This window comes from Caproiciproducens faecalis (assembly GCF_019448085.1).
Classification (GTDB): Bacteria; Bacillota; Clostridia; order Oscillospirales; family Acutalibacteraceae; genus Caproiciproducens; species Caproiciproducens faecalis.
This window is the reverse complement of the sequence record NZ_JAGFNZ010000003.1, coordinates 108,134-132,378: the sequence shown is the minus strand read 5'-3', so window position 1 is coordinate 132,378 and position 24,245 is coordinate 108,134. Positions and strand designations below refer to the sequence as shown.

The 24,245-nt window shown below is 54.5% G+C and carries 25 protein-coding genes; 7 read left to right on the top strand and 18 right to left on the bottom strand.

Annotation, left to right across the window (positions count from 1 at the left end):
- Positions 1-11: 11 nt before the first annotated feature.
- Genes fba through J5W02_RS09335 form a run of 5 tightly spaced genes read right to left on the bottom strand, consistent with a single transcriptional unit; the run spans position 12 to position 4,336 of the window.
- On the bottom strand, positions 12-863 hold the full coding sequence (gene fba / locus J5W02_RS09355; protein ID WP_219965425.1) for a class II fructose-1,6-bisphosphate aldolase: 852 nt from the start codon (positions 861-863) through the stop codon (positions 12-14).
- A gap of 19 nt (positions 864-882) precedes the next feature.
- Positions 883-1,812 carry a 1-phosphofructokinase gene (gene pfkB, locus J5W02_RS09350; protein ID WP_219965424.1) on the bottom strand — a complete coding sequence of 310 codons (930 nt, stop codon included), beginning with the start codon at positions 1,810-1,812 and terminating at the stop codon, positions 883-885.
- A gap of 39 nt (positions 1,813-1,851) precedes the next feature.
- The gene (gene dhaL, locus J5W02_RS09345) at positions 1,852-2,496 is read right to left on the bottom strand and encodes a dihydroxyacetone kinase subunit DhaL (protein ID WP_255575667.1); all 645 of its coding nucleotides are present in this window, start codon (positions 2,494-2,496) and stop codon (positions 1,852-1,854) included.
- A 46-nt stretch (positions 2,497-2,542) separates the two neighbouring features.
- Positions 2,543-3,535: a dihydroxyacetone kinase subunit DhaK gene (locus tag J5W02_RS09340; protein ID WP_219965423.1), complete on the bottom strand. Its 993-nt coding sequence runs from the start codon at positions 3,533-3,535 to the stop codon at positions 2,543-2,545.
- 18 nt (positions 3,536-3,553) lie between these two features.
- Complete coding sequence (locus J5W02_RS09335; protein ID WP_219965422.1) at positions 3,554-4,336, bottom strand: DeoR/GlpR family DNA-binding transcription regulator; 783 nt, start codon at positions 4,334-4,336, stop codon at positions 3,554-3,556.
- A gap of 427 nt (positions 4,337-4,763) precedes the next feature.
- Between J5W02_RS09335 and J5W02_RS09330 the strand changes: the two genes are divergently transcribed.
- The 5 genes from J5W02_RS09330 to J5W02_RS09310 all read left to right on the top strand — a co-directional run bounded on the left by J5W02_RS09330 (position 4,764) and on the right by J5W02_RS09310 (position 10,692).
- Positions 4,764-6,092: a putative DNA modification/repair radical SAM protein gene (locus tag J5W02_RS09330; RefSeq protein ID WP_219965421.1), complete on the top strand. Its 1,329-nt coding sequence runs from the start codon at positions 4,764-4,766 to the stop codon at positions 6,090-6,092.
- A complete protein-coding gene (locus J5W02_RS09325; RefSeq protein ID WP_219965420.1) occupies positions 6,071-6,907 on the top strand; it encodes a TIGR03915 family putative DNA repair protein in 837 nt (278 codons plus the stop codon). The genes J5W02_RS09330 and J5W02_RS09325 overlap by 22 nt, the downstream gene beginning before the upstream one ends.
- Before the next feature lie 224 nt (positions 6,908-7,131).
- Positions 7,132-8,748 (top strand): efflux RND transporter periplasmic adaptor subunit, encoded by a 1,617-nt coding sequence (locus J5W02_RS09320; protein ID WP_219965419.1) that lies wholly within the window; start codon positions 7,132-7,134, stop codon positions 8,746-8,748.
- Positions 8,745-9,470, top strand: a complete 726-nt coding sequence (locus J5W02_RS09315) for an ABC transporter ATP-binding protein (protein ID WP_219965418.1) — start codon at positions 8,745-8,747, stop codon at positions 9,468-9,470. Before J5W02_RS09320 ends, J5W02_RS09315 begins: the two co-directional genes overlap by 4 nt.
- Positions 9,457-10,692: an ABC transporter permease gene (locus J5W02_RS09310; RefSeq protein ID WP_219965417.1), complete on the top strand. Its 1,236-nt coding sequence runs from the start codon at positions 9,457-9,459 to the stop codon at positions 10,690-10,692. Before J5W02_RS09315 ends, J5W02_RS09310 begins: the two co-directional genes overlap by 14 nt.
- Before the next feature lie 140 nt (positions 10,693-10,832).
- Here the strand turns inward: J5W02_RS09310 and J5W02_RS09305 are convergent, their stop codons facing one another.
- From J5W02_RS09305 to J5W02_RS09245, 13 genes are read right to left on the bottom strand one after another with little or no spacing between them, the layout of a single operon-like run.
- Complete coding sequence (locus J5W02_RS09305; protein ID WP_219965416.1) at positions 10,833-11,642, bottom strand: acetyl-CoA carboxylase carboxyltransferase subunit alpha; 810 nt, start codon at positions 11,640-11,642, stop codon at positions 10,833-10,835.
- Complete coding sequence (gene accD / locus J5W02_RS09300; RefSeq protein WP_219965415.1) at positions 11,639-12,508, bottom strand: acetyl-CoA carboxylase, carboxyltransferase subunit beta; 870 nt, start codon at positions 12,506-12,508, stop codon at positions 11,639-11,641. Before accD ends, J5W02_RS09305 begins: the two co-directional genes overlap by 4 nt.
- 6 nt (positions 12,509-12,514) lie before the next feature.
- A complete protein-coding gene (accC, locus tag J5W02_RS09295) occupies positions 12,515-13,849 on the bottom strand; it encodes an acetyl-CoA carboxylase biotin carboxylase subunit (RefSeq protein WP_219965414.1) in 1,335 nt (444 codons plus the stop codon).
- Between the two features lie 20 nt (positions 13,850-13,869).
- Positions 13,870-14,283, bottom strand: coding sequence for a 3-hydroxyacyl-ACP dehydratase FabZ (gene fabZ / locus J5W02_RS09290; RefSeq protein ID WP_219965413.1), 414 nt, complete (start codon positions 14,281-14,283; stop codon positions 13,870-13,872).
- Between the two features lie 11 nt (positions 14,284-14,294).
- Positions 14,295-14,747, bottom strand: a complete 453-nt coding sequence (gene accB, locus J5W02_RS09285) for an acetyl-CoA carboxylase biotin carboxyl carrier protein (RefSeq protein ID WP_219965412.1) — start codon at positions 14,745-14,747, stop codon at positions 14,295-14,297.
- Positions 14,748-14,756: 9 nt separating this feature from the next.
- Positions 14,757-15,992 (bottom strand): beta-ketoacyl-ACP synthase II, encoded by a 1,236-nt coding sequence (fabF, locus tag J5W02_RS09280; RefSeq protein WP_219965411.1) that lies wholly within the window; start codon positions 15,990-15,992, stop codon positions 14,757-14,759.
- Positions 15,989-17,140: an NAD(P)H-dependent flavin oxidoreductase gene (locus J5W02_RS09275; protein WP_255575666.1), complete on the bottom strand. Its 1,152-nt coding sequence runs from the start codon at positions 17,138-17,140 to the stop codon at positions 15,989-15,991. Before J5W02_RS09275 ends, fabF begins: the two co-directional genes overlap by 4 nt.
- 20 nt (positions 17,141-17,160) lie before the next feature.
- Positions 17,161-17,901: a 3-oxoacyl-[acyl-carrier-protein] reductase gene (gene fabG, locus J5W02_RS09270; protein WP_219965410.1), complete on the bottom strand. Its 741-nt coding sequence runs from the start codon at positions 17,899-17,901 to the stop codon at positions 17,161-17,163.
- Positions 17,895-18,818, bottom strand: a complete 924-nt coding sequence (gene fabD, locus J5W02_RS09265) for an ACP S-malonyltransferase (protein WP_219965409.1) — start codon at positions 18,816-18,818, stop codon at positions 17,895-17,897. Before fabD ends, fabG begins: the two co-directional genes overlap by 7 nt.
- On the bottom strand, positions 18,806-19,753 hold the full coding sequence (fabK, locus tag J5W02_RS09260) for an enoyl-[acyl-carrier-protein] reductase FabK (protein WP_219965408.1): 948 nt from the start codon (positions 19,751-19,753) through the stop codon (positions 18,806-18,808). Before fabK ends, fabD begins: the two co-directional genes overlap by 13 nt.
- A gap of 16 nt (positions 19,754-19,769) precedes the next feature.
- Positions 19,770-20,750, bottom strand: a complete 981-nt coding sequence (locus tag J5W02_RS09255; protein WP_219965407.1) for a beta-ketoacyl-ACP synthase III — start codon at positions 20,748-20,750, stop codon at positions 19,770-19,772.
- A 19-nt stretch (positions 20,751-20,769) separates the two neighbouring features.
- Positions 20,770-21,618 (bottom strand): DegV family protein, encoded by an 849-nt coding sequence (locus tag J5W02_RS09250; protein WP_219965406.1) that lies wholly within the window; start codon positions 21,616-21,618, stop codon positions 20,770-20,772.
- A gap of 12 nt (positions 21,619-21,630) precedes the next feature.
- Positions 21,631-22,083, bottom strand: a complete 453-nt coding sequence (locus J5W02_RS09245; RefSeq protein ID WP_219965405.1) for a MarR family winged helix-turn-helix transcriptional regulator — start codon at positions 22,081-22,083, stop codon at positions 21,631-21,633.
- Positions 22,084-22,374: 291 nt separating this feature from the next.
- On the opposite strand from J5W02_RS09245, the gene sdaAB reads away from it, so the two are divergent.
- Positions 22,375-23,034 (top strand): L-serine ammonia-lyase, iron-sulfur-dependent subunit beta, encoded by a 660-nt coding sequence (gene sdaAB / locus J5W02_RS09240; RefSeq protein WP_219965404.1) that lies wholly within the window; start codon positions 22,375-22,377, stop codon positions 23,032-23,034.
- 35 nt (positions 23,035-23,069) lie between these two features.
- Complete coding sequence (gene sdaAA, locus J5W02_RS09235; protein WP_219965403.1) at positions 23,070-23,951, top strand: L-serine ammonia-lyase, iron-sulfur-dependent, subunit alpha; 882 nt, start codon at positions 23,070-23,072, stop codon at positions 23,949-23,951.
- Positions 23,952-24,245: the final 294 nt, after the last annotated feature.

The window sequence follows — 24,245 nt, the reverse complement described above, 5'->3', positions numbered from 1 at the left end:
TTAAAATATTTTCAAGCTCTGTTGTCGCAGCCGCACACCAGAATTTTGTGTTTCACGGTTTCCGCGACCTGTTTTTTGCCCAGCTTCATAAATACCTTCGGATCATAGACGGCTTCGTCCCTCAGAGCCTCACGCACCCCTTTGGTCAGCGCGGCGCGCAGCTCGGTGGCAAAGTTCACCTTGCACACGCCCAGCCCGACCGCGTGGCGGACCGCTTCGTCCGGTACGCCGGAGGCGCCGTGGAGTACGATCGGAACATTGACCAGCTCAATGATTTTTTGCAGGCGGTCAAAGTCAAGCTTCGGCTCCCCTTTATAGAAACCATGCGCGGTGCCGATTGCAACCGCTAAGGAATGCACGCCCGTTCTTTCGGCAAAATCTTTGGCCTGCTCCGGGTTGGTGTAGATATCCTCACCGGCTTTTACCTCGTGGGTATCTTCCTTGCCGCCGACCGTACCCAGCTCGCCCTCCACGTCGACGCTCATTTTCGCCGCAAGGTCAACCACCGCTTTGGTAACGGCGATATTTTCCTCATAAGGAAGCTTGGAACCGTCGATCATAACGGAGGTGTAGCCGGAATTGAGTGCCGCCGCGCAGCGTTCGTAGCTGTCGCCGTGGTCAAGATGCACAGCCACCGGCATGTCTGTCTTTGCCGCTTCCACGGCGACCATTGCGCGCAGCATGTCAAATCCGGCGTAGTTCACCGTTCCCGGCGTGGTCTGTATGATAACGGGGCTCCGCATTTCGGTGGCGGTCTGGATGACCGCCTGAGCCATTTCCATATTTTCAATATTGAATGCGGCCACCGCGTAGCCGCCGCGCCTTGCGTCCAGCAAAATATCTCTGGTCGTTACCAATGGCATGATGAAGACTCCATTCTTATTAAATTTCCTCGGTATGAATCAGCGGAAGCATTTTTTGGAAGCTTTCCAGCGTACACATCTGGGTGCCCTCCAGCGTCAGGGAGCCGTGCGCCACGGCCACGCCGTAACGGAGCATCTCTGCGCAGGAAAGTCCGTGGACGATCGCGTAGCACATGCCGGCCACCAGAGAGTCCCCGGCGCCCTGCACGCCCTTCACCTCGATCTCGGCACCCGCGCAGAAATAGGCTTTGTCCTCTGTAATCAGCATCGCGCCGCCTTTTCCCATAGAGACACAGACCATGGTGACGCCCTGCGCAATAATTTTGCGCGCGACGCGGATGGCGTCTTCCTTTGACTGAATCTTCTCGCCGAAAGCTTCTTCCAGCTCGTCCTTGTTCGGCTTAATCAGATACGGACTTGCCTTGATGCCCTCCAGAAGCAGTTCGCCGTAAGCGTCAATCACGGTTTTTACGCCGTATTCTCTTGCCTTGTCCGTCAGGATTTTATAGATATCCTTGGAAACACCCGGCGGTACGCTGCCGTCCAGTACGAGCAGCGAGGTTTCCGGAAGATATTCCTCCACCTTTTTCACAAGATCCGCAATACAGTCCCCATTCACAAAATTTCCGCTTTCGTTCAGCTCGCTCATCACACTGGCTTTCCGGTCGAAAATTTTAATGTTGGTGCGAAGCTGGCCGCTTACATTCAGAAAATCATTGCTGATTTTCTCTTCGTTTAAAAAATCTGTCAGGAGCGACCCGCCGTCCATATAATTAAAGCCCAGGCAGCGGGTGGCTTCCCCTATATTGTTCAGCGCGATGCTGACATTGATTCCCTTGCCGGAAACATCGCACCGGAAATTTTCCACATGATTGGTTCCCCCGTAGGTAAAGCCGTCAACGGTTACGGTTCTGTCGATGCACGGGTTCAGCGTAAGTGTGGTTATCATCTTTTGTACCCACCTTATTAATGTTATTGATTCTAATGGTTAGATATTTTCTGAAGCCCAGTCCGACATTGCCTGAAAAATAATCCACACAGAGGTCGCTCCGGCATCCTGAAGGCCGATTGCCTTCGTTCCATATGACTTTGCGCGGCCGAACCGGGCCACACATTCCCGGGTGTATTCCATTCCTTTTTTGGCGCCGTCCGCGCACAGGGCAAGGCCCTCTTTCAGAGAAACGCCTTTTGCCGCGCCCTCTTCCAGACCGGCAGCCGCCGGTTCAAACGCGTCCACCATGGTTTTGTCGCCGACCCGCGCTTTTCCCCTTCTTTTCAGCGCTTCCAGCGCCCGGCGGAAAATTCCGGCCAGCAGAGCCAGATCAGCCTCTTCATGGGGTTCCTGCTTCGCGACCCCGCTGATAAACATGGTACCGAAGAGCACTCCGGAAGCGCCGCCCATCGTGTCCAGCAGGGTCATGCCCACTTCCTGAAAAAGAGCTTCCACGGTGGGGAAGTCCTTTCCCTCCAGAGCCGTTTTCACTGCTTTGAACCCGAGCGCCATGCCGAAGCCGTGGTCGCCGTCCCCTATTTTCAAATCGATTTCCGTTAAGAAATCTTCACTTTCCACTACCTTATGTGCCACCGAAAGGAACATATCTCTCAGCTGACGCGTATTCATGGTGTTTTCCATACTCTGTCTCCTAAAAAATCCGGCGCCTGCAAAGCACGCCCGTATTTTATCTGTACTTTTTAAAGAACGGCGAATAGGCGGGCGCGTCGTAATACGGTTTCAGCTCGTCATCCAGCTTCAGCATGGAAATAGAGAACCCGCCGGTGCCCTGCGGCTGAAAAAGCGTATCGATAAAAATATCATGCAGGATAATTCCCTTTTCCGTAAGGCTTTCGGCGATTCTGCGGTTGACGATGCTTAATTCCAGCAGGCTGGTAAAACCGAACCCATTTACCATGACGGCAATTTCGTCGCCGCGGGTAATCCCGCTGTCGTCCAGCAGGTACTTCAGCATGGTGTCCGCAATTTCATTTGCGGTCTTCAGCTCCGTGCGCAGAACGCCGGGTTCCCCGTTAAATCCCATCCCGTATTCGATAAAGCCGTCCGGCATCTCACACATGGCCTTTCCGCTGGGCAGATACCCCGGAGAGGTCGTCACGCTGAACGTAAACGTGTTCCGGTTTGCCTTCTGAATCACCCTTACGGCTTCGTCCAGCTCCAGCCCGGCGTCACACGCCGCGCCGGCGACCTTCATCACCATTGCGACCCCCGCTACGCCGCGGCGCTCGCTCTGCTGTTCCCGCGGGGCGCTGGTAATATCGTCCGCCACAAACACGCAGCGCGTCCGGATGCCGTCCATTTCGGCAAGCTCGCCGACCAGCTCAAAATTCAGCACGTCGCCCGCGTGGTTGGTACAGATATAGATGACGCCTTTTTTGTGGTTGACCGCTTTTGTCACATTTAGAATTGCCCGCGCGGGAGGCGCAATATACACATTACCCAGCGCCGCGCCGTCCGCGAGCCCCTTGCCCACATAGCCGATGATCCACGGTTCGTTTCCGGAGCCGCCGCCCGTCACAATGGACACCTTGTCCTTTTTTTCCCTCATCAGAATGCCCTTTGACTGGGGCAGGGATTCCAGAAGATCGGGGCAGGTGGCAATGTAGCCTTCCAGCATCTCCGCTATCATCTGTTCGGGTTCGTTGATGATCTTATTCAAAATCCATTGTCCTTCCCGTTAATTGTTTTCCTCCGGATCTACCACAACAAGATCGACCCCCGTACTTTCAATCTGGTTTCTCAGCTGAGGGGGAATCCGGCTGTCGGTAATCAGCCTGGTGATATTTTTAATCGGGCTGATCCGTGCCATGGACGTGTGCCCGAATTTGGTGGAATCGGAGATCAGAATCGTTTCGCGCGCGGCTTTGAGCACGCACTGTTTCACCTGTGCTTCATAAAGATTCGGGGTGGTAATTCCCGTTTCTACGGTAATACTATTACACCCGATAAACGCTTTATCCATACAGAGGCTGTTAATGGTATTTTCCGCGAAGCCGCCCACACAGGACATGATCTTGTGGCGGACGCTCCCGCCGATGAACACCAGCTCAATGTCGTCGGCATCCAGAAGCTCAAACGCGATGTTCAGCGCGTTGGTGATGACCACAATGTCACGCTTGTTACCGTTTTTAATCAGCTTGACAAGCTCCAGTGTGGTGGAACCGGCGTCAATAAAAACGGTGTCGGTGGGATTGATGTACTCATACGCCTTTTTGGCAATCGCCCGTTTTTCGCTCGTGTTCTTCTTTTCCTTTTCTTTTTCCTCAAATTCACGAATGGTGGAGTTGTTGACCGCACCGCCGCGGGTGCGTCTTAAAAGACCCTGCTCGTCCAGTTCATTCAGAATCTTGCGCACGGTCACCTCGGAAGTTTCCAGCGCCTGGCTCAGTTCCGGTACGGTTACGACCGGTTTTTCTTGCAGCATGGAAAGGATCAGGTTCTTTTTTTCTACAGTAAGCATATTTGCTCTCCCTTTCGTTGTGTTTTAATATTATATCATTATCTTTCATAAGTCAATAGATTTTATAAAAAAATAAATTTATGAAACTTTTTGCTTTTCTTTTCCGAAAGTCCTCCGTTTTTGCCCCTTTTTCTCATAATTTATAAGTACATTATATAGTATATAGGAATATTAGTCAAAATATTTTGAAATTTACCATCCTCATATTGATTCGTTTGTGTAATTTTTATGCTTTTCCCAACGCAAAGCTGTCTTTCTATCTTTCGTAAACTTACGTTTTAAACAGCAATCAGGGGGTTTATGACGAAAACTGAAAATTTGTTTGAAACAGCGATTTGCTTTTGTGAAAGCTGACTGAACAATGATAATTTCCCTCTTTACAGGAACATATGTTCTGTGCTATGATTAGCTTATCGAAAAGAAGGGGATGCTGAAAGTGGACGTCTTCGATAAACTGAAAATTCTGACTGACGCGGCAAAGTACGACGTGGCCTGTACCTCCAGCGGAGTGGATAAAAAGGCTTCGCGCGGGGGAATTGGCAGCGCCACCGCCTGCGGCATCTGCCACAGTTTTGCCGCGGACGGGCGGTGCATCTCCCTTTTAAAGGTGCTGATGACCAATTCCTGCGCCTATGACTGCCAGTACTGCGTGAACCGCCGCAGCAACGACACGCCCCGCGCCGCGTTTACCCCGCGCGAGCTGGCGGAGCTGACGATCAACTTTTACCGCCGTAATTATATAGAAGGGCTTTTCCTCAGCTCGGGTATTCTGAAAAATCCGGATTACACCTGTGAACAGATGATAGAGGCTCTGCGGATTTTGCGCGAGGAATACCGGTTTTCGGGTTATATTCACGCAAAGGCAATTCCCGGCGCGGACAGCCTGCTGATTTCCCGTCTGGGGATGCTCGCCGACCGGATGAGCGTCAACATTGAACTGCCGTCCCAGAGCAGTCTGAAGCTTCTGGCGCCGGACAAGTCGAAGCATTCCATTCTGACCCCGATGGGATATATTCAGAACCGGATTCAGGAAAACACCACCGACCTTGTCAAATACCGGCACGCCCCCAAGTTTGCCCCCGCCGGACAGAGCACCCAGATGATTGTGGGCGCCACGCCGGAAACGGATTTTCAGATTCTGAACCTCACCGAGGGGCTTTATCACAAATATAAACTGAAACGCGTCTTTTTTTCCGCCTATATGCCCGTTTCCACCAGCTCCCTGCTGCCCCCTCAGGGCACCAAGCCCCCGCTGCTGCGGGAACACCGGCTGTACCAGGCGGACTGGCTTTTGCGTTTTTACGGCTTTTCCGCCAATGAAATTCTGGACGAGGGCCACCAGAGCTTCAACCCTTATATTGACCCGAAGTGCAACTGGGCGCTCAGCCATATGGAATATTTCCCCATGGAGGTCAACCGCGCGCCGTACAGCGACCTGCTGCGGATTCCGGGCATCGGCGTGACCAGTGCCAAACGCATTGTCGCCGCGCGCAGAACGGGGCCGCTGCACTTTGACGGACTGAAAAAGCTGGGCGTGGTACTGAAGCGGGCGCAGTACTTCATTACCTGCGGCGGAAAAATCGCGGACGGGCTGAAAATCACGCAGGACGCCGCGCTGCGTTCGCTGATGTCCGACACCGCGCTGGGAATGTACCGGCTGGGACTGCCCGAAACCGTACCGGAGCAGCTCTCCCTGTTCCCACAGCCGCGCCTGACACAGGAGGATGTACAGAAATGTCTGACCGGTCAAATCTGATTTACTGCTATGACGGCAGCTTTGACGGGCTTTTATGCTGCGTCTTTGAAAGCTACGAGAAAAAAGAAATTCCGGCGGATATTTTCTCGCCCGACACGGAGCAGACCGTTTTGCTGCCGCAGAAGGAAATTGTGACCGACCCCCAAAAGTCGGCCCGTGTGCTCATTTCCATTCCTAAAAAGATGGGGTACGACGCGCTGGACTTTGTGCGGCACGCTTACCTGACCTGCCTGCCGCAGAAAGAACTGTATATTCTGCTGTTCCTGCGGATGGGTTTTCGCTTTGGCCCGTCGGTGATGAATATGCTGGCGGACGATGTGGTGAACACGCTTTTTAAGGCGGTCAAGCATCTGACCAATGAAGCCCACCTGCTCAAAGGGTTCCTGCGTTTTTCCGTCTTTAACGGAGCGCTGGCTGCCGAAATAGAGCCTAAAAACATTGTACTTCCGCTGCTGGCCCCGCATTTCCGGGAGCGGTACCCGGAGGAGCGGTTCCTGATTTACGACCGTACCCATTCCATGGCGCTGATTTACCAGCCCTACCGCTCAGAAATCATTGCCGCGGACGATTTCCAGATGCCGGAGCCCGACGAAGAGGAACGTTCTTTCCGGGAACTCTGGCGCCTTTTCTACCGCACCATTGAGGTACAGGGGCGCCACAACCCCAAATGCCGGATGAGCCACATGCCAAAGCGCTACTGGAGCTGTATGACGGAATTCAGCACCGACAAGAAAAGCCGCCAAGAACCCGCCCTCCTGACTGGCGGGGCAAAGCTTCTTCCCGCTTCCAAAATGGAACCACCCCACCAATCATGAAAATATCCCGCTCCCGCCTGTCCTGCCCTGTGTGAATCCCGTCACACAGGGCATTGTTCACAGAATTCACAATTTCTTTTCATAATTATTTAATCCCTTTTTAATCAAATTACGATAGTCTTAATATTGACATTTTTATCTCCAAGTTGTATCATTGTATTAATTAAATAGTACACAATGATCGATGTATTTTTTGTCCCACAAACGAAGGAGTGACTACCACTGTGAAGAAAAAGAGGAAAAAGATTATTTTGATTGCCGTCGCGGTTATTGTCGTTGCCGCCGTTGCAATCAACGCGTTTCTGCCCAAAAACGGTTCCAAAGTACAAACCGTACAGTCTACCGCCCTGAGCAAGGCGGATCTGCGCAGCACTGTCAGCACAACCGGAGTGGTGGAAAGCACCGACTCTGTGAAGGTATACACGGATTTGAACTATTCCGTCAAGACGCTGCCGGTAGAGGTGGGGGACCGCGTAAATGCCGGAGAAGTTCTTTGTGAACTGGACTCTCAGGATTTGAAAGATACCATTTCGCAGAAAGAGGCTGCTTTGAGCAGCAGCGCGAAGCTGGCCTACCAGAAAATACAGACCAGCCAGAAGAAGTACAACGATACCTCCAGCAGCCTGAATGCCGGACTGAACACACAGGTCAACGCCGCACAGGATAAGGTGGATTCCGCAAAGCGCGATCTGGAAAATGCCCAGCAGAAGCAGAGCGACGCGGAAAAGCATATCCAGGAAAACCTGAACACCTCTTTAATTACAGCCAAAAACAATGTAACAACTGCGAAAAATCAGCTTGACGCTGCCACAAGAGATTACAATGACTATAAAAAAGAATATAAGGACGACATGGACGGCTCCTATGAATATGAATCGCAGCTCCATAAGCTGAGCGATGCGATTCAGTCCGCACAGCTTGCCTACGAAAACGCGCAGAAGAATCTGAACGCCACAGTTACAGCCGCGGATGAAGAGCGCGCACAGTACGCCAAATCAACTTCAGCGGCGCAGGCCGCTTACGACAGCGCGGTCAAGTCGCTTACAGCGACACAGACCTCTGTCAATCAGGACTTGAAGAGCGCACAGGACGACATTATCACCGCGAAGCTTTCCGCAGACGACACGGCGTCCGTAAAGGAACTGCAGGCGCTGCAGACCAAACTGGGGAAATGTACGATTTCCGCTCCGGCCGCCGGTACGGTCACGGCCGTTTACGCCGTACAGAACGCCCCGGCGAGCGGCCTGATGTTTGTCATTGAAGACACCGGCGCACTGAAAATGACCGTGAAGATCAAGGAATACGATATCCCCAACTTAAAAGAAGGAATGAAGGCCGTCGTAACGGCTGACGCCATTACCGGTAAAGAGTTTGAGGGCGTTCTGGAAAAAATCGCCCCGACCTCCGTCAAGGGCAACGACGGGAAAACCGCCAGCAATAACGATGCTGAGTTTGAAGCAGACGTGCTGGTCACTTCCAAAGACACCCCGCTGAAAATCGGCATGAACGGAAGCGCGGACATTATTTTGGAACAAAAGCAGGATGTCTTTTCCGTCCCGTATGACGCCGTGACCACGGACGCTTCCGGAAAAAGTGTGGTTTACGCCGCCGTCCCGCAGAAGGACGGAAGCTTTAAGGTGGAAGCAATCACCGTTACCACCGGAATAGAAACGGACGCCGAAGAGGAGATTTCCGGCGACGGACTGAAGGAAGGCCTGCAGATCATTTCGGACGGCAAGCAGGTGAAACCGGGTGCGACCGTCAAAATTGAGGGCGCGGCGGAAGCTACCGAATCCGGCGGAGGCGCCAAGGGCCTTAGAGCGGCAGGGATGAGACCATGAACGCTGTAATCGATATGCACGACATCGTCAAAACCTTTTACATAGGGACGCCTAACGAGCTGGAAATTCTGCACGGCATCGACCTGAATATTTACGAGGGTCAGTTTGTTTCTATTGTAGGCGCCTCCGGCTCCGGGAAATCCACTCTGATGAACATCATTGGGGCGCTGGACCGCCCGACCTCCGGCGATTACAGCTTGGACGGCGTTCCAATCAGCAAGATGAGCAGCAACGAGCTTTCGGAAATCCGCAATAAAAAAATCGGGTTTGTTTTTCAGACCTTTAATCTAATCCCGCGTTCCACCTCGCTGGGCAACGTGGAGCTTCCCATGCTGTACGCGGGTCTTTCCGGCAAACAAAGGGCTGTCCGTGCAATGGAGCTTCTGGAACTGGTGGAAATGCAGGACCGTGCCAAGCATATGCCCAACGAGCTTTCCGGCGGACAAAAACAGCGTATTGCCATTGCGCGCGCCATGGCAAACGACCCCGCGATCATCCTTGCGGATGAACCGACCGGCGCACTGGACAGCACTACGGGCCGTCTGGTCATGGACTTGTTCCACAAGCTACACCGGGATCAGGGAAAAACCATCGTTTTGATTACCCATAACAACGAACTGGCAATGGAAACCGAGCGAATTGTCACGATTCACGACGGCAGAATCCAGAGCGACAGGGAAAACCAGCCCGTTTTCGAGGAGGCAAGCCATGAATCTGTTTGAAAATATCTCTCTTGCCATCAACGGACTGATCGCCAACAAAATGCGCGCCCTGCTGACTATGCTGGGCATTATCATCGGAATCGGCTCCGTCATTGCCATTACCTCCGTGGGCAACGCGATGACCACCTCTGTCAACGACGCGCTGGCGGATTTCGGAATTACCAATATTTCGGTTTATCTCTCCAATAAGGAGGGTGGCGGCGGCGGCGTTGCCATGACGAAAAACGATTTCATCAGCAAAGAGATGATTGAAAAATTCCAGAAAAAATATCCTGACAAAATTACCGCGATTTCACTGGAAGCAAATGCAGGTACCGGAAAAATTAAAAACGGGCACAAAACCTCCAACGTTTCCATGTCCGGTGTCAACGAAGGTTCCTCTCTGGTCAACAACATCACTCTGCTCAAGGGCAGGTTCATCAGTGAGAAGGACGAACAGAGCGTAAAAAAAGTGGCCGTCATTTCTGAGCGCCTGGTCAGCGAGCTGTTTACCGCCGCCGACAATCCCATCGGCAAGCAAATCAAGGTGGAAACCAATTACGGATATCAGACCTACACGGTTATCGGCGTATACGAAGAAGCTTCCTCCTCCATGTTTATGAGGCAGGACACACGAACCACCTTTTACATACCGGTCACCACCGCCAAGGAGCTTTCCGGCGGGGACGACGGCTATACAAGCCTTACCGTAATGGCCGCCCGGGGAATTGACTATACACAATTCGCCGATGAGACACAGAATTTCTTCAATACCTACTATACAAAAAATAAATTTTTCCAATGCTTCGCTATGAGTCTGGAATCCCAGATCTCGGAAATGAACACCATGATGGGCACCCTTACCCTCGCGATTTCCATCATTGCGGCTATTTCCCTGCTGGTCGGCGGCATTGGGGTCATGAACATCATGCTGGTTTCCGTTACGGAGCGAACCAGAGAAATCGGCGTCCGCAAGGCGCTCGGCGCACCGGACAGCGCCATCCGCACCCAGTTCATTGTGGAATCCATGATTATCTGTTTGATCGGGGGCGTGCTGGGAATCATCCTTGGCGCGGGGCTTGGCTACGCGGGCGGCTTACTGCTGAAACAGACGGCTGTCCCAACGCTGTCCTCCATCGCTGTTGCCGTAGGCTTCTCGATGGCAATCGGCATCTTCTTCGGCTACTACCCCGCGAACAAAGCCGCAAAGCTCGACCCGATTGAGGCTCTGCGGTACGAATAAAAAATAATAGTGCGCATAAAAAATGCGTCCTGATTGGCTGTAAAGCCGTTTCAGGACGCGTTTTTCTATTTTTGCAAAATTTTGAGAAGTACTCCCTCTGACGCGCCGGGCGCGCCGCCTCTTTCTTCCCCCTGCTTTCCTTAGAGTCCCGCCGTAGGCGCTTCCCGACCGGCAGGTCCGGGGCCGATTTTCCGAAAGCGCTCGTAGCGTTTCTGAATCAGTTCCTCCGGGGAAAGCTGCCGGTTCGTCAGAAGCGTTTCCCAGAGATTCTGTTTGATGTCCAGATAGGTTCTGTGGAAGTTCCTGCCGTTTTCCGCAATCACCCGCTCGATCACCTTCAGTTCCAGAAGATCCTGCGCGGTCAGCTTCAGACACTCGGAAGCCTCTTTCACCTTGGAAGAATCCTTCCACAGGATGCTGGCGCAGCCCTCCGGGGAAATCACGGAATAGATGGCGTTTTCCAGCATCCAGACCTCGTCGGCTACGGCAAGCGCAAGCGCGCCGCCGCTGCCGCCTTCCCCGATCAGCACGGAGATGACGGGGACTTTCAGCGTCATCATTTCCATTAAATTTTCCGCGATAGCCTGCCCCTGCCCGCGCTCCTCCGCGGCAATGCCGCAGAACGCGCCGGAGGTATCCACAAAGCACACCACGGGACGGCCGAATTTTTCCGCCAGCTTCATCTGGCGCAGGGCCTTGCGGTACCCCTCGGGATGGGCGGAACCGAAATTCCGGAAAACTTTTTCTTTTGTATCATGGCCCCTTTCAAGGGCGATAACGGTCACCGGCAGAGTATTTAACCGGGCGATGCCCGCCACAACGGCCTTGTCGTCGGCGAAACGCCGGTCGCCGTGCAGCTCTACAAAATCGTCGAAGATATTGGCAATAAAATCCGTACCGGTCGGCCTGCCCTTTGCACGGGCGGCGGTTACCTTCTCATAAGCGCTCATCCGCGTTCCCTCCCTGTGTGCAAAGAAAGAAGCCTGGCGATTTGCTTCCTTTGGTTTTTACGGTCGACAATCGCGTCCACAAACCCTTTCTCCAGCAGGAATTCCGCGCGCTGAAAGCCTGCGGGCAACTTCTGCCGGATGGTCTGCTCAATCACGCGCGGCCCGGCAAAGCCGATCAGCGCGTTCGGTTCCGCAAGGATAATGTCGGCCTCCATGGCAAAGCTGGCGGTCACGCCGCCGGTGGTCGGGTCGGTCAGAACAGCAATGTACAGATTTCCCGCGTCGCTGTGCAGCTTGACGGCGCCGCTGGTCTTGGCCATTTGCATTAACGAGAGAATCCCCTCCTGCATTCTGGCTCCGCCGGAAACGGTGTAACCCACGACCGGAAGGGAGCGGTCACGGGCAAACTCAAAAATCCGTGTAATTTTCTCGCCCACCACCGTACCCATGCTGCCCATCATAAAATGAGGTTCCATGACAAAAAGCGCGCAGTCGTTTCCGCCGATTCTGGCGGTACCGCAGACCACGGCCTCCTTTTCGGCGCTTTCCAGCCGCGCGTGCTTGATTTTTTCCGGGTAATTGGGAAAACCAATCGGGTTTTTGGAAAGAATGCCGCCGTAAAGCTCCTCAAAGGTGTTTTCATCCGCCAGCATACTGATGCGCTGACGGGCGTTCATACGGAAATGGTATCCGCATTTGGGGCAGACGTTGCTGTTCTCATTCAGCGCGCCGGTAAAAAGAGTCTGCCTGCACGAGGGACACAAAACGCACATTTCGCTCGGCACGTCAGGCGAAACCGTTTTGATATATTTATTATAGTTTTCAAGCTCGTTTTTCGGCCTGCGGAAGAATTCTTTTTTCAGCATGAAGCGTTACCCCCGTTTCTCAATCAAATCGGTATAATAGTCTCCGGCAATAAACTCGCTGTCGCTCAGAATATCCATCTGCTGCTCCGCGTTGTGCTCCACGCCCTCAATGACCAGCTCGCACAGAGCCGCCTGCATTTTGCGGATGGCCTCTTCGCGTGTTTTGGCGTGAACAATCAGCTTGCCGATCATGGAATCATAAAACGGCGGCACGGTATAATCCTGATAAAGGGCCGTGTCAAAACGGACCCATGGCCCACCCGGAATATGCAGAAAAGAAATAGTCCCGCAGCTGGGCCGGAACCCGTCGCGCGGATTTTCCGCGTTGATGCGGCACTCGATGGCGGTGCCTTCGATCTTGATGTCCTCCTGTTTATAGGAGAGGGGAACGCCGGCCGCAATGCGGATCTGCCATTTCACAAGGTCGATCCCGGTGACCATCTCTGTTACAGGGTGCTCCACCTGTAACCTTGTATTCATTTCCATAAAATAGAAATTTCCGGTCTTATCCATTAAAAATTCAATCGTGCCCGCGTTGGCATAGTGTACGGCCTGTGCCGCCTTGACAGCCGCCTCCATCATTTTTCTGCGCGTTTCCGCGCTGACGGCGGGGGAGGGGCTTTCCTCCAGCAGCTTCTGGCGTTTGCGCTGAACGGAGCATTCCCGCTCGCCCAGACAGACGACATTCCCGTAATTGTCGCACAGAATCTGCATTTCGATATGTTTGACCGGAAAAAGATACTTTTCCATATAGACCGCGCCGTCGCCGAACGCGCTCTTCGCTTCGGTGGAAGCCGCGGCAAAGGCGTTTTTCAGCTCTTTGGCGCTGTTGACCGTACGGATTCCCCGCCCGCCGCCGCCCGCTCGGGCTTTGACCAGAAGGGGATAACCGATTTTGTCTGCCTCCTGCTGAATCAGGGCGGGGTCTTCCAGAAGATCGCAGCCCGGAACAACGGGAACACCGGCCGCACGCATGGTTTTGCGCGCCGCGTCCTTGTCGCCCATTTTACGGATAAGCTCGGCAGACGGCCCGATAAACGCAATCCCGCATTTCTCACAGAGAGACGCGAAGTCCGCGTTTTCAGAAAGCAGGCCGTAGCCGGGATGGATTGCCTGCGCGCCCGTTACCACCGCCGCGGAAAGGATGGCGCTCATATTCAGATAGCTGTCCTTTGCCTGCGCGGGGCCGATGCAGATGCTTTCGTCCGCAAGGCTGACGTGCAGCGAATCGCTGTCCGCCTCAGAAAAAACCGCTACGCTCGAAATCCCCATTTCCTTACAGGCACGGATAATGCGGACGGCGATTTCGCCTCGGTTTGCAATCAATATTTTTGAAAACAAGCTTCAGACTTCCTTTCCTGTCAGCCGACCAGCGCGAAAGAAAGTTCGCCGGAAACCGCCAGCTGCTGCCCCACATATCCTTTGGCGCTTGCAAAGCAGAACGGGCCTCTTTCCTTTGTCAGGCTGCACTCGACTGTGAGTGTATCCCCCGGGTTGACCGTATGCTTAAACCGCACCTTATCCAGCCCCGTATAGTACGGCGTGCGGCCGTTGATTTTCTCCCCGATCAGGATGCAGCAGGCCTGCGCCATGATTTCGCACAGAACGACGCCGGGAACGACGGGGTTTCCGGGAAAATGCCCCTTCAAAAACCATTCGTCCCCCCTGACGGTATAAGTTCCCCTTGCCGTCGCCTCGCCGGTTTTTTCCACTTGGTCAACCAGCAGCATGGGTTCACGGTGGGGAATCATTTTCATGATTTCTTCTCTGTTCATAAAAAAGCCTCCTATTTGATCCGGAACAGTACCTGCGCGTACTCCACTACCTGGCCGCTGGCCGCGCAGACTTCTGTGACTTCTCCGTCGCACTCCGCGGTAATTTCGTTGAGCAGCTTCATCGCTTCAATGATACAGAGCGTGTCGCCCTTTTTCACGCGGCTGCCCACCTGAACATACGGCTCCGAATCCAGAGAAGCCGCGGCGTAAAACACACCGACAATGGGGGATTTCACTTCCACCCCGCCGCATTCCTTTGCGGGGGCGGGGGCCGCTTCCTGTTTCTCCGGAGCCTGAACGGCTGCGGGAACGGAGAGCGCCGCTTCGGCGGGCACGCTGCCCCGCTCCAGCCGCAGGGAAGTTCCGTCCCCGGTAATCTCAACCAGAGTCAGTCCGTTTTCACGCATGGTATGAGCAAGTTCTTTTATTTGCTGAATATCCAAACCAAAACCAGTCCTTTCCAAATTCCAATTCTATTCGTCGCAATATTTGCGAAGAGCGATACAGGCGTTGTGCCCGCCAAAGCCAAGCGACACGGAAAGCGCCGCGTTGACGTTCCGTTCCCTCGCGGTGTTCGGCACATAGTCCAGGTCACAGTCTTCATCCTTTTCCTTATACCCGACGGTCGGGGGGATGACCCCGTTCTTCAGTGCGAGCACAGAGACAATTGCTTCTACCGCACCCGCCGCGCCGAGCATGTGGCCGGTCATGGATTTGGTGGAGCTGATACAGACATGGTACGCCCTGTCCCCCAGCGCCTTTTTGATTGCGATGGTTTCGGATTTATCGTTTAACGGAGTACCCGTACCGTGAGCGTTAATATAAATTTCCGCTTCTTCCTGCAGCCCGGCTTCTTCCATGGCAAGGGAAATGGCCCTTGCGCCGCCGATCGCCTCCGGGTGGGGAGCCGTAATATGGTGCGCGTCACAGGTGTTGCCGTAGCCGCTGATTTCCGCGTAAATCTTCGCGCCGCGCGCCTTCGCGTGCTCATATTCCTCCAATATTAAAATTCCCGCGCCCTCTCCCATAACAAAGCCGTCACGGCGCTTGTCGAACGGGATGGAGGATTCCTCCGGGATATTTTTGGTGGAAAGCGCCATGCAGTTGGTAAAGCCCGCAATGGCAAGCGGGTTGACGGTCGCTTCCGCGCCGCCCGCAAGGATGGCGTCCGCGTACCCGAAACGGATGGCGCGGAACGCTTCGCCCACCGCGTTGGTGGAGGTGGCACAGGCGGTGACAACCGGAAGGCTGGGCCCCTGCGCGTTGTATTTGATGGCGATATTACCAGACGCCATATTGGAAATCATCATCGGAACAAACAGGGGAGAAACTCTTCTCGGCCCGCCTTTTAGCAGCTTGTCGCACTCGTTGATAAAGGTATTCATGCCGCCGATGCCGGAACCGACGTAAACGCCGAAGCGCTCCGGCTCCACCTGATCCATGATTCCGCTGTCCTCCACCGCCTGCGCGGCGGCGGCAATGGCGTACTGCGCGAACAGATCCGTTTTACGGATCTCGCCTTTTTCCATATAATCATGCGGGTCAAAATCTTTGACTTCCGCCGCAATTTTCACCTTATAGTCGGCAGTGTCGAATTTCTTAATGAAATCAATTCCGCTGCGGCCGTTAATTAAACTGTCCCAGAACGCCGGCACGGTATTTCCAACGGGCGAAATCACGCCCAAACCGGTAACAACTACTCTTTTCATATTGAATCCTCTCTTCCCGCGGCATCTGCGTCCGCCGACTCAGCCGCGCTTTCTTCACTCTGCCGGTACTCCTCTGAAAGGGTCTCGAACAGCTTTTTAACCGATACAATTTCCTTTACCTTATAACCGTTTGCCCCAATGAAGGCAAAACCGTTTTCCAGCCTGCCCCTGCAGGCGTTGATCAGTGCCATGGAAATGCAGTAGGGGCTTTCCTGCTGCTTGCAGGGAACGATACAGTGGAACGGGCAGCCCGTAGGGTGCTTTTCCCCCTGCGCGGCCTGCTGAAGAAACCCGTTTACAATCGCGCGCCCCGGCATTCCCACCGGGCTCTGTACAATGCCGATGTCTTCTTTTTTACAATTGACATAGGCGTTTTTAAAAGCAATGTCCGCGTCGCACTCCTCGGTGGCGACAAAGCGGGTTGCCATCTGAACTCCGGAAGCACCCAGATTGAAAAAGCGCCGGATGTCCGCGCCGCTGAATATCCCGCCCGCGGCGATCACGGGGATTTTAAGCCCGGTGCGTTCCTCAAGCGGGCGAACCGCTTCCAACACCTGCAGCACCAGCTTTTCCAGCCGGTACTCCGGGTCGTCGATCTGGTCTTTATGAAAACCCAGATGCCCGCCGGCCATAGGGCCTTCCACCACAAACGCGTCGGGAGTATAATTATATTTTTCTTGCCACCATTTCGCAATCGTCCTGACCGCGCGGGCGGAGGAGATAATCGGCACCAGTTTGGTTTTGCAGCCTTTTTCCACATAAGAAGGAAGATTGAGCGGCAGCCCGGCTCCCGCAAAAATGACGTCGATGCCCTCTTCGACGGAGGTTTTCACCATTTCCCCAAAGTCGCTCAGCGCGACCATGACGTTCACGCCCAGCACGCCGTTAGTCTTTGCGCGCGCACGGCGGATTTCCTCCCTGAGCGCGGCAATGTTATTCCGGGCGCTGGGGCCGGTCTGATGCATCATACCGACGACCGCGGCGGAAAGCACGCCGATTCCGCCCTCGTTGGCAACAGCGGAGGCAAGCCCGGAGAGGGAAATGCCGACGCCCATACCGCCCTGCACAACGGGCGTTTGCGCCACAAGGTCGCCGATTACAAGGGGTTTTTGATTAAAATAAGCCATCGTATCCTCGATTCTCCGCATCTAACGCGGTTGACGGAACGCTACATGCAAAGACCGCCGTCAATTTTGATTACTTCGCCGGTAATATAACCCGCCGCGTCCCCTGCCAGAAACGCCGCCAGATTGGCAATGTCCGCGGGGGAACCCATCCGTTTTAACGGAATAGCTTCCACAGCCGCCTCTTTTACCTTCTCCGGCAGAGCGGCGGTCATGTCGGTGTCTATAAAGCCCGGCGCAATCGCGTTGCAGGTCACGTTTCGCCCCGCAAGCTCCTTCGCCGTGGATTTGGTCAGCCCGATCAGCCCCGCCTTTGCGGAGGAATAGTTGGCCTGACCCGCGTTTCCGGTTACGCCGGAAACAGAGGTGATATTGATAATCCGCCCGCTTCTTTTTTTCATGAAGTGACGGTAGGTATGCTTAATCATGTGGAATGCGCCCTTGAGGTTCGTATCCACTACGGTGTCGAAGTCCTCTTCCTTCATCGAAAGAAGCAACCCGTCCCGCGTAATGCCCGCGTTGTTGACCAGAATATCGATTCCGCCGAATTCAGCCAAAATCGCGTCGACCGTTTCTTTGGTCTGCCCGTCATCCGCCACGTCGCACCGGTAGGCCGCTGCCTTCACGCCGCTCTGCTCAATCAGAGAGCAGGTTTCCTGTGCCGCCGCTTCGTTTCCGGCGTAGAGAACGGCGACGTTTGCGCCTTCCTGTGCCAGCTTCAGCGCGATGGCTTTGCCGATTCCTCTGGAACCGCCGGTTACGACGGCTGTTTTTCCTGTCAGCATGGGTTCCTCCTTAATTCCTCCACCGCGGCCTGCGCCTCCGCAAAGTTTTCAACATGCAGGATGCGAACCTGTGAAGAGATTTTTTTAATCAGGCCGCACAGGGTTTTCCCGGGGCCGACTTCCACAAACGTATCGATTCCGTCCGCAATCATATTTTCCACGGACTTCTGCCAGTAAACCGGATGGTTGATCTGCTCGGACAGCGTGACTTTTCCGTTTTCTCCGTAGGGCTTTGCGTCCACATTGGAGTAAACCGGCAGGGTAGGGGAAAGCATTTCCGTTGTTTCGAGCTCCGCCAGCAGTTTTTCCGCCGCTTCGTTCATAAACGGGGAATGAAACCCGCCGCTGACCGCAAGCGGAACCGCCCGGCCGCCCGCTTCCTGCACATCCCGGCAGAAAGCGTCCAGATCGTTCTTGCTAATCGCCGCGACCGTCTGTCCCTTGCAGTTATAATTGACCGGATAAGCGCTTTCGTGTTTTTCACAGAGCTCCTGTACGGTTTCCACCGAAAGCTTGAGCACCGCGGCCATGCCGCTCGGCTGCTTTTCCGCCGCGTCCTGCATAAAGGCCGCCCTCCGGCACACCAGCCGGAAACCCGCGTCGGTGCTGAACGCACCGGCAAAGGTCAGCGCCGCCACTTCGCCCAGCGAAAAACCTGCGACCGCGTCGGGAACAATTCCCCCGGCTTTCAGGCACTGCGCCGCCGCCAGATCCACACAGAACACGCACGGCTGCGTGTTGATGGTCTGGTTCAGCTCCTCCTGCGTACCGCCGAAGCACTGCGCGGAAGTTCCCGGGCGAAGCGCGTCGGCACGGTCAAACACTTCCTTCGCGGCGGGGCTGTTGTCGGAAAGATCTTTGCCCATGCCGCTGTACTGGGTTCCCTGTCCGGAAAAAACAAACGCTATTTTACCCATTTTCCCGCACCGCCCAACACAGTTTCCGCTTCCCCGAACATTTCGCGGATAATTTCCGCCGCGGGCTGCTCTTTATTGACAATGGCCGCGATCTGGCCCGCCATAAAGCATCCGTTTTTCTCGTCGCCCTCCACGGCGGCAAGGCGCAGCGCGCCCGCGCCGAACGCGTTCAGCTGCTCATTGGTTACCGAAGCGTCGTATTCCTTTTTGGCAAATTCCCTTGTAAAGCTGGTTTTCAGCGCCCTGACCGGGTGCCCGGTCCGTTTGCCGGTAGTCAGGGTATCAATATCCTTCGCGTGAAGGATTTTATTTTTGTAATTCTGATGAACGCCGCATTCGTCCGCCACCAGAAACCGGGTTCCGACCTGTACGCCGACCGCGCCGAGCAGGAACGCCGCCGCGATTCCCCTGCCGTCCGCAATGCCGCCCGCCGCGACAACGGGAATATCCACCGCGTCGCACACCTGCGGCACCAGCGTCATGGTGGTCAGTTCGCCGATGTGGCCGCCCGACTCGCAGCCCTCCGCAATCACGGCAACCGCGCCGCACCGGGCCACACGCTTCGCGATGCCGATAGAAGGAACCACAGGCAGCACCTTTACGCCCGCTTCCATCCACGCGCCCATATACTGCGAGGGATTTCCCGCTCCGGTCGTTACCACCGGCACGCCCTCGTCAATGACAAGCTGGGCAATCTCCTGCGCGTAAGGACTCATCAGCATAATATTGACGCCGAACGGTTTTTCCGTCAGCGTTTTTGCCTTGCGGATTTCTTTTCTGACCCATTCCGCATTGGCGTTCATGGCGGAAATCAGTCCCAGCCCGCCGCCGTTGGAAACCGCGGCCGCAAGAGTCGCGTCCGCAATCCAGGCCATTCCTCCCTGAATAATGGGGTATTCTATCCCCAGCAGTTCACACAATGGTGTTTTTATCATCTGTAATCCCCCGCTTTTATGATTGATTGGAACCGTCTTTTTGCCCCCAACGCAGGATGCAGGCTCCGGTGGTCATGCCGCCGCCGAAGGCGGTCAGCGCCAGAATATTTCCGTCGTGAAGCTCCCCCGCGCGGTTGAGCTCATCCAGCAGGATGGGAATGCTCGCCGAGGAGGTATTGCCGAACCGTTCAATGTTGTGCCGGTATTTTTCCGGCGCAATAGTAAGCTTGCTTCTTGCCGCGTCAATAATCCGCAGGTTCGCCTGATGTGGCAGGACAAAGTCCACGTCCTCTTCCGTCAGGCCCGCCTCGCGGATAACCTGCGTAAGGTCGCCGCACATGGCGGCCACGGCAAATTTATAAACATCCTTGCCGCTCATTTTCAGGTAGGGGTCAACCTGCCTGATCTGGGAATATGGGCAGTTGCCCAGCGTATTTTCCGCGTAAAGCGGGTCAATTTCGCCCTTCGCCCCGATTTTAATAGAAAGCAGACTGTCGCCCGGCGCCAGCACCGCCGCTCCCGCTCCGTCGCCAAAAAGCACACAGGTGGAGCGGTCCTGCCAGTCCAGCAGCCTGGACATGGCCTCTGCCGACACAATCAGGATTTTTTTCGCACGATTTGCCGAAAAATAAGAAAAAGCGACATCCAGCGCGTAAACAAAGCCGGTACAGGCCGCGTTCAGGTCGAACGCCGGGCAGACCGCGCCCAGTCTTTGCTGGATTTCGCATGCAAGAGAAGGGGTTATATGATCGCCCCTGGCGGTGGAGCAGATAATCAAATCCAGCTCCTCCGGCGCGGTGGAAGCGTCCTTCAGCGCGCGGGCCGCCGCTTCGGCGGCAAAGTCACACAGCGTTTCCGTTGTGGAAATGTGTCTGCTTTTGATTCCCGTGCGCGTGGAGATCCATTCATCGGATGTATCTATCAAAAGCGACAGTTCCTCGTTGGTTTTTGTGCACGACGGAAACGCGCTTCCCGTACCAATAATTGAAAAGTTCATCTTTTCCTCCGTATCCGCGTCAGGAATGCTCCTGCGCAATATAGGATATGCCCACACAGCCCGGCCCCCCGTGGGTGCCGACGACCGACCCGAGGGCGACCGTTTCACTGTCGGAAATGTCCGCCACGGACTCCACCGCGTCTTTCAGCAGGTTAATAAACTGCTGGGCGTCGGAGTCCCCGAAAAAGACCCGGTAAGCGGAGTCCGGCTTTTCCTGCTCCATCATTTCCGCAATGCGCTGAGCGGCGGCCTTGTGGCCTTTCTTTTTGTCAAACGCCTTGATTTCGCCGTTTTCAATGGCGATGATCGGCTTAATGTGCAGCATGGAACCGATAAAAGCGGAAGAAGCCGACAGCCTGCCGCCCATTTTCAGATATTTGAGTGTATCAATAATGGCGTAAAATTTCTGTCTTTTTTTCAGCTCTTTCACTGCGGAGCAGATTTCCGGCGCTGATTTTCCGGCGTCCCTCAGTTTTATCATTTCATAAACAAGAAGAGCCAGCCCGAAGCTGACACTCAGCGAATCAATCAGATGAATGTTTTCTGCGCCGAGCATCTGCTTGGCGATGACCGCGGACTGATAAGTACCGCTGAGCTTACTGGAAATGAAAATTCCGATAACCTCGTCTCCGTTTTGAACGGATTCCGCAAATATTTTTTCAAACCGTTCCGGGTTGACCTGCGCCGTGGTGGGAAGCTCTGCGCTTTCCCGGAGCATCTGGAAAAACTGCGGCTTGGTAAGGTCTACGCCGTCCACATACTCTTTGTCGCCGAAACGGACGCTCAGGGAAACGATTTTAATCCCAAGCTCCTCCTGACGGTCAAAGGCAATATCCGACGTGCTGTCCGTTATAATTTTAATAGCCATAAAAGCCCTCCACTATTTTTTGCTGGTTTCAAAGAAATCTTTCACCGCCGCCAGTCCTTTTACAAACATGGCCAATTCGTCCTCCGTCATGGCGGACATGATTGCGGAAACCATCTTGTGGTGAAAAGAGGAATGAACTTCATTTACGCTTTTCCCCTTATCCGTGGGGAATATACGGACAACCCTTTTGTCGCGCTGGTCCTGCTGCCGCTCTACAAAGCCTTTTTTCACCAGCGTATTGATGGTCGTTGTAAGCGTACCCGCGGTAATTCCCTGCGAACACGCAATGTCCGAAGCCGTGTTTCTGCCCGTCCGGGTTCCGTCGCACACCGATTCAATAATATGCATTTCCCGCATGGAAAGGTTGTGGGATTCCTTTGTTTTCAGGCTTGCTTCTTCCGTTCTTAGAATTTCATTGAACACGTTTACAAGAAAATCATTCATCTGAGAATATTCCTGATTCAATTCCGTTCACTCCTCCCGTAATTTATTTTGAAGTTCAAAACAATTGGAATTATACCAAAAATCAGCCTGTTTGTCAAGATTATTTTGAATATCAAACTAATTATTGGGATTTTTTTACAAATATTATCTTGCGTTACGGGCATGATAATATGCAAACCAACAAAAAATAAAAAGCGCCGGGAATCATTTTCGACAGAAAGCGGCCGTTCCCAACGCGCAGGTGTTGTGCTATAATATCAGCGGAATTGAAACCCACTTTTTTCCTTTAAAAATGCACTGCGGAGGCTTCGTATGAACGTTTTTAATATTATCGGGCCGGTCATGATCGGCCCCTCAAGCTCCCACACGGCCGGTGCCGTAAGAATCGGGCGCATTGCCGGCGCACTGCTGGACGGTGTCCCCGTAAAAGCGCACATTCTTTTACACGGTTCGTTCGCGAAGACCTACCGGGGACACGGAACGGACAAGGCCCTTGTCGCCGGCATTATGGGGATGTCGCCGAGCGACACCCGCATCCGCAGCAGCTTAGAGCTGGCCAAAGAACGGAATCTTTCCGTTGTTTTTGAAAAGGGCGAAATTGAGGGGGCGCACCCCAACACGGCGGTGATTACCCTGACGGACGCGCAGGGCCGCACGGTGACCCTGCAGGGTGCCTCCGTAGGCGGGGGTAACATCGTCATCAGCGAAATCAACGGGATGAAAGTGGACGTTACCGGGCAGCAGACCACGCTTCTGATTCTGCACAAGGACGTGCCCGGAGTCATTGCCCATGTGACAAACTATATTGCCGCGCAGGGGGTCAATATCGGTAATTTCAAGCTGACCCGGGGTCACCGGGGCGAAACGGCGCTGATGACCATAGAGGTCGACGGGGAATTCAGCCGCGAAAGCAACGCCGGAATTGAAAAGCTGCCGAATGTCATCCGCTCCACCATGCTGCGGCCGGACTGACAAAGCGAAGAAATCAGGGGGAGAGGTCTGAAAAAATGGGAATCTATTATTCTGTGGAAGATCTGGTAAGCGCGGCCGAACGGGAAAATAAAAAAATATCGGAAATCGTGCTGGCCGACCAGGCGCGCGAACTGGAAAAAACGGAACCGGAGCTTTATGAAATCATGCTGGCAAGCTTCCGGGTGATGCAGCAGTCCGTCGAGGACGGCATTGACCCGGACATGCGCTCGGTGAGCGGGCTTTCCGGCGGCGGGGCGTACAAGATGAAACAGGCGGTGGACAAAGGGAAAACCCTCTGCGGCAAAGTGTTCGGCAGCGCGCTGGTGCGCGCGCTCGCGGTTTCGGAAAGTAACGCCTGCATGGGCAAAATCGTGGCCGCGCCGACCGCCGGTTCCTGCGGGATTATTCCCGCGGCACTGCTGACGATTATGGAAGACCGGGAGCTGCCGGAGCCTGACGTGGTCATGGCGCTGTTTACTTCTTCCGCGTTCGGGATGGTGATTGCCAACAATGCAAGCATTGCCGGGGCACAGGGCGGGTGTCAGGCAGAGTGCGGCGCCGCTTCCGCCATGGCTGCGGCGGCGCTGACGGAGCTTGCGGGCGGAACGGCGAGAATGGCGGAGCACGCCTGTGCCATCGCCCTGAAAAATATTCTGGGCCTTGTGTGCGACCCGGTGGCGGGACTTGTGGAAATTCCATGCATCAAACGCAACGCCATGGGCGTGGCAAACGCGTTTGTGGGCGCGGAGCTGGCGCTCGCGGGAATTCAGAGCGCGATTCCCGCCGACGAGGTCATTATCGCGATGAAACGGATTGGCGACGCGATGCCCCGCAGCCTGAAGGAGACCTCCGAAGGCGGGCTTGCCGCCACGCCGACCGGAAAGCGCCTGAAAAAAGAGATTTTCGGGGACACTTGACTCCTTTTTCGTACCCCCGTCAATGAAGACCGCAACAGTATCGTATCGCATAAGGTGCTTTGGGGATACCGGGGGTGCAGGGGAATTTTGAAATCCCGGCGCTGTTTAGAGCGACGGGATTAGCGATCGACTCATCATTTTGTTTGCAGTCGAGTCCGCCGTAGGCGCATCCCGGACCGGTAGGTCCAAAATCCCCCTGCGCGTCCTTTGCCTACTTTCGTACAAGATCGAAAGTAGGGGCCTGCCCGGCCTGAGGGCAGATCTGACGATTAGAAACCGGTAGGGTTCTCCAAC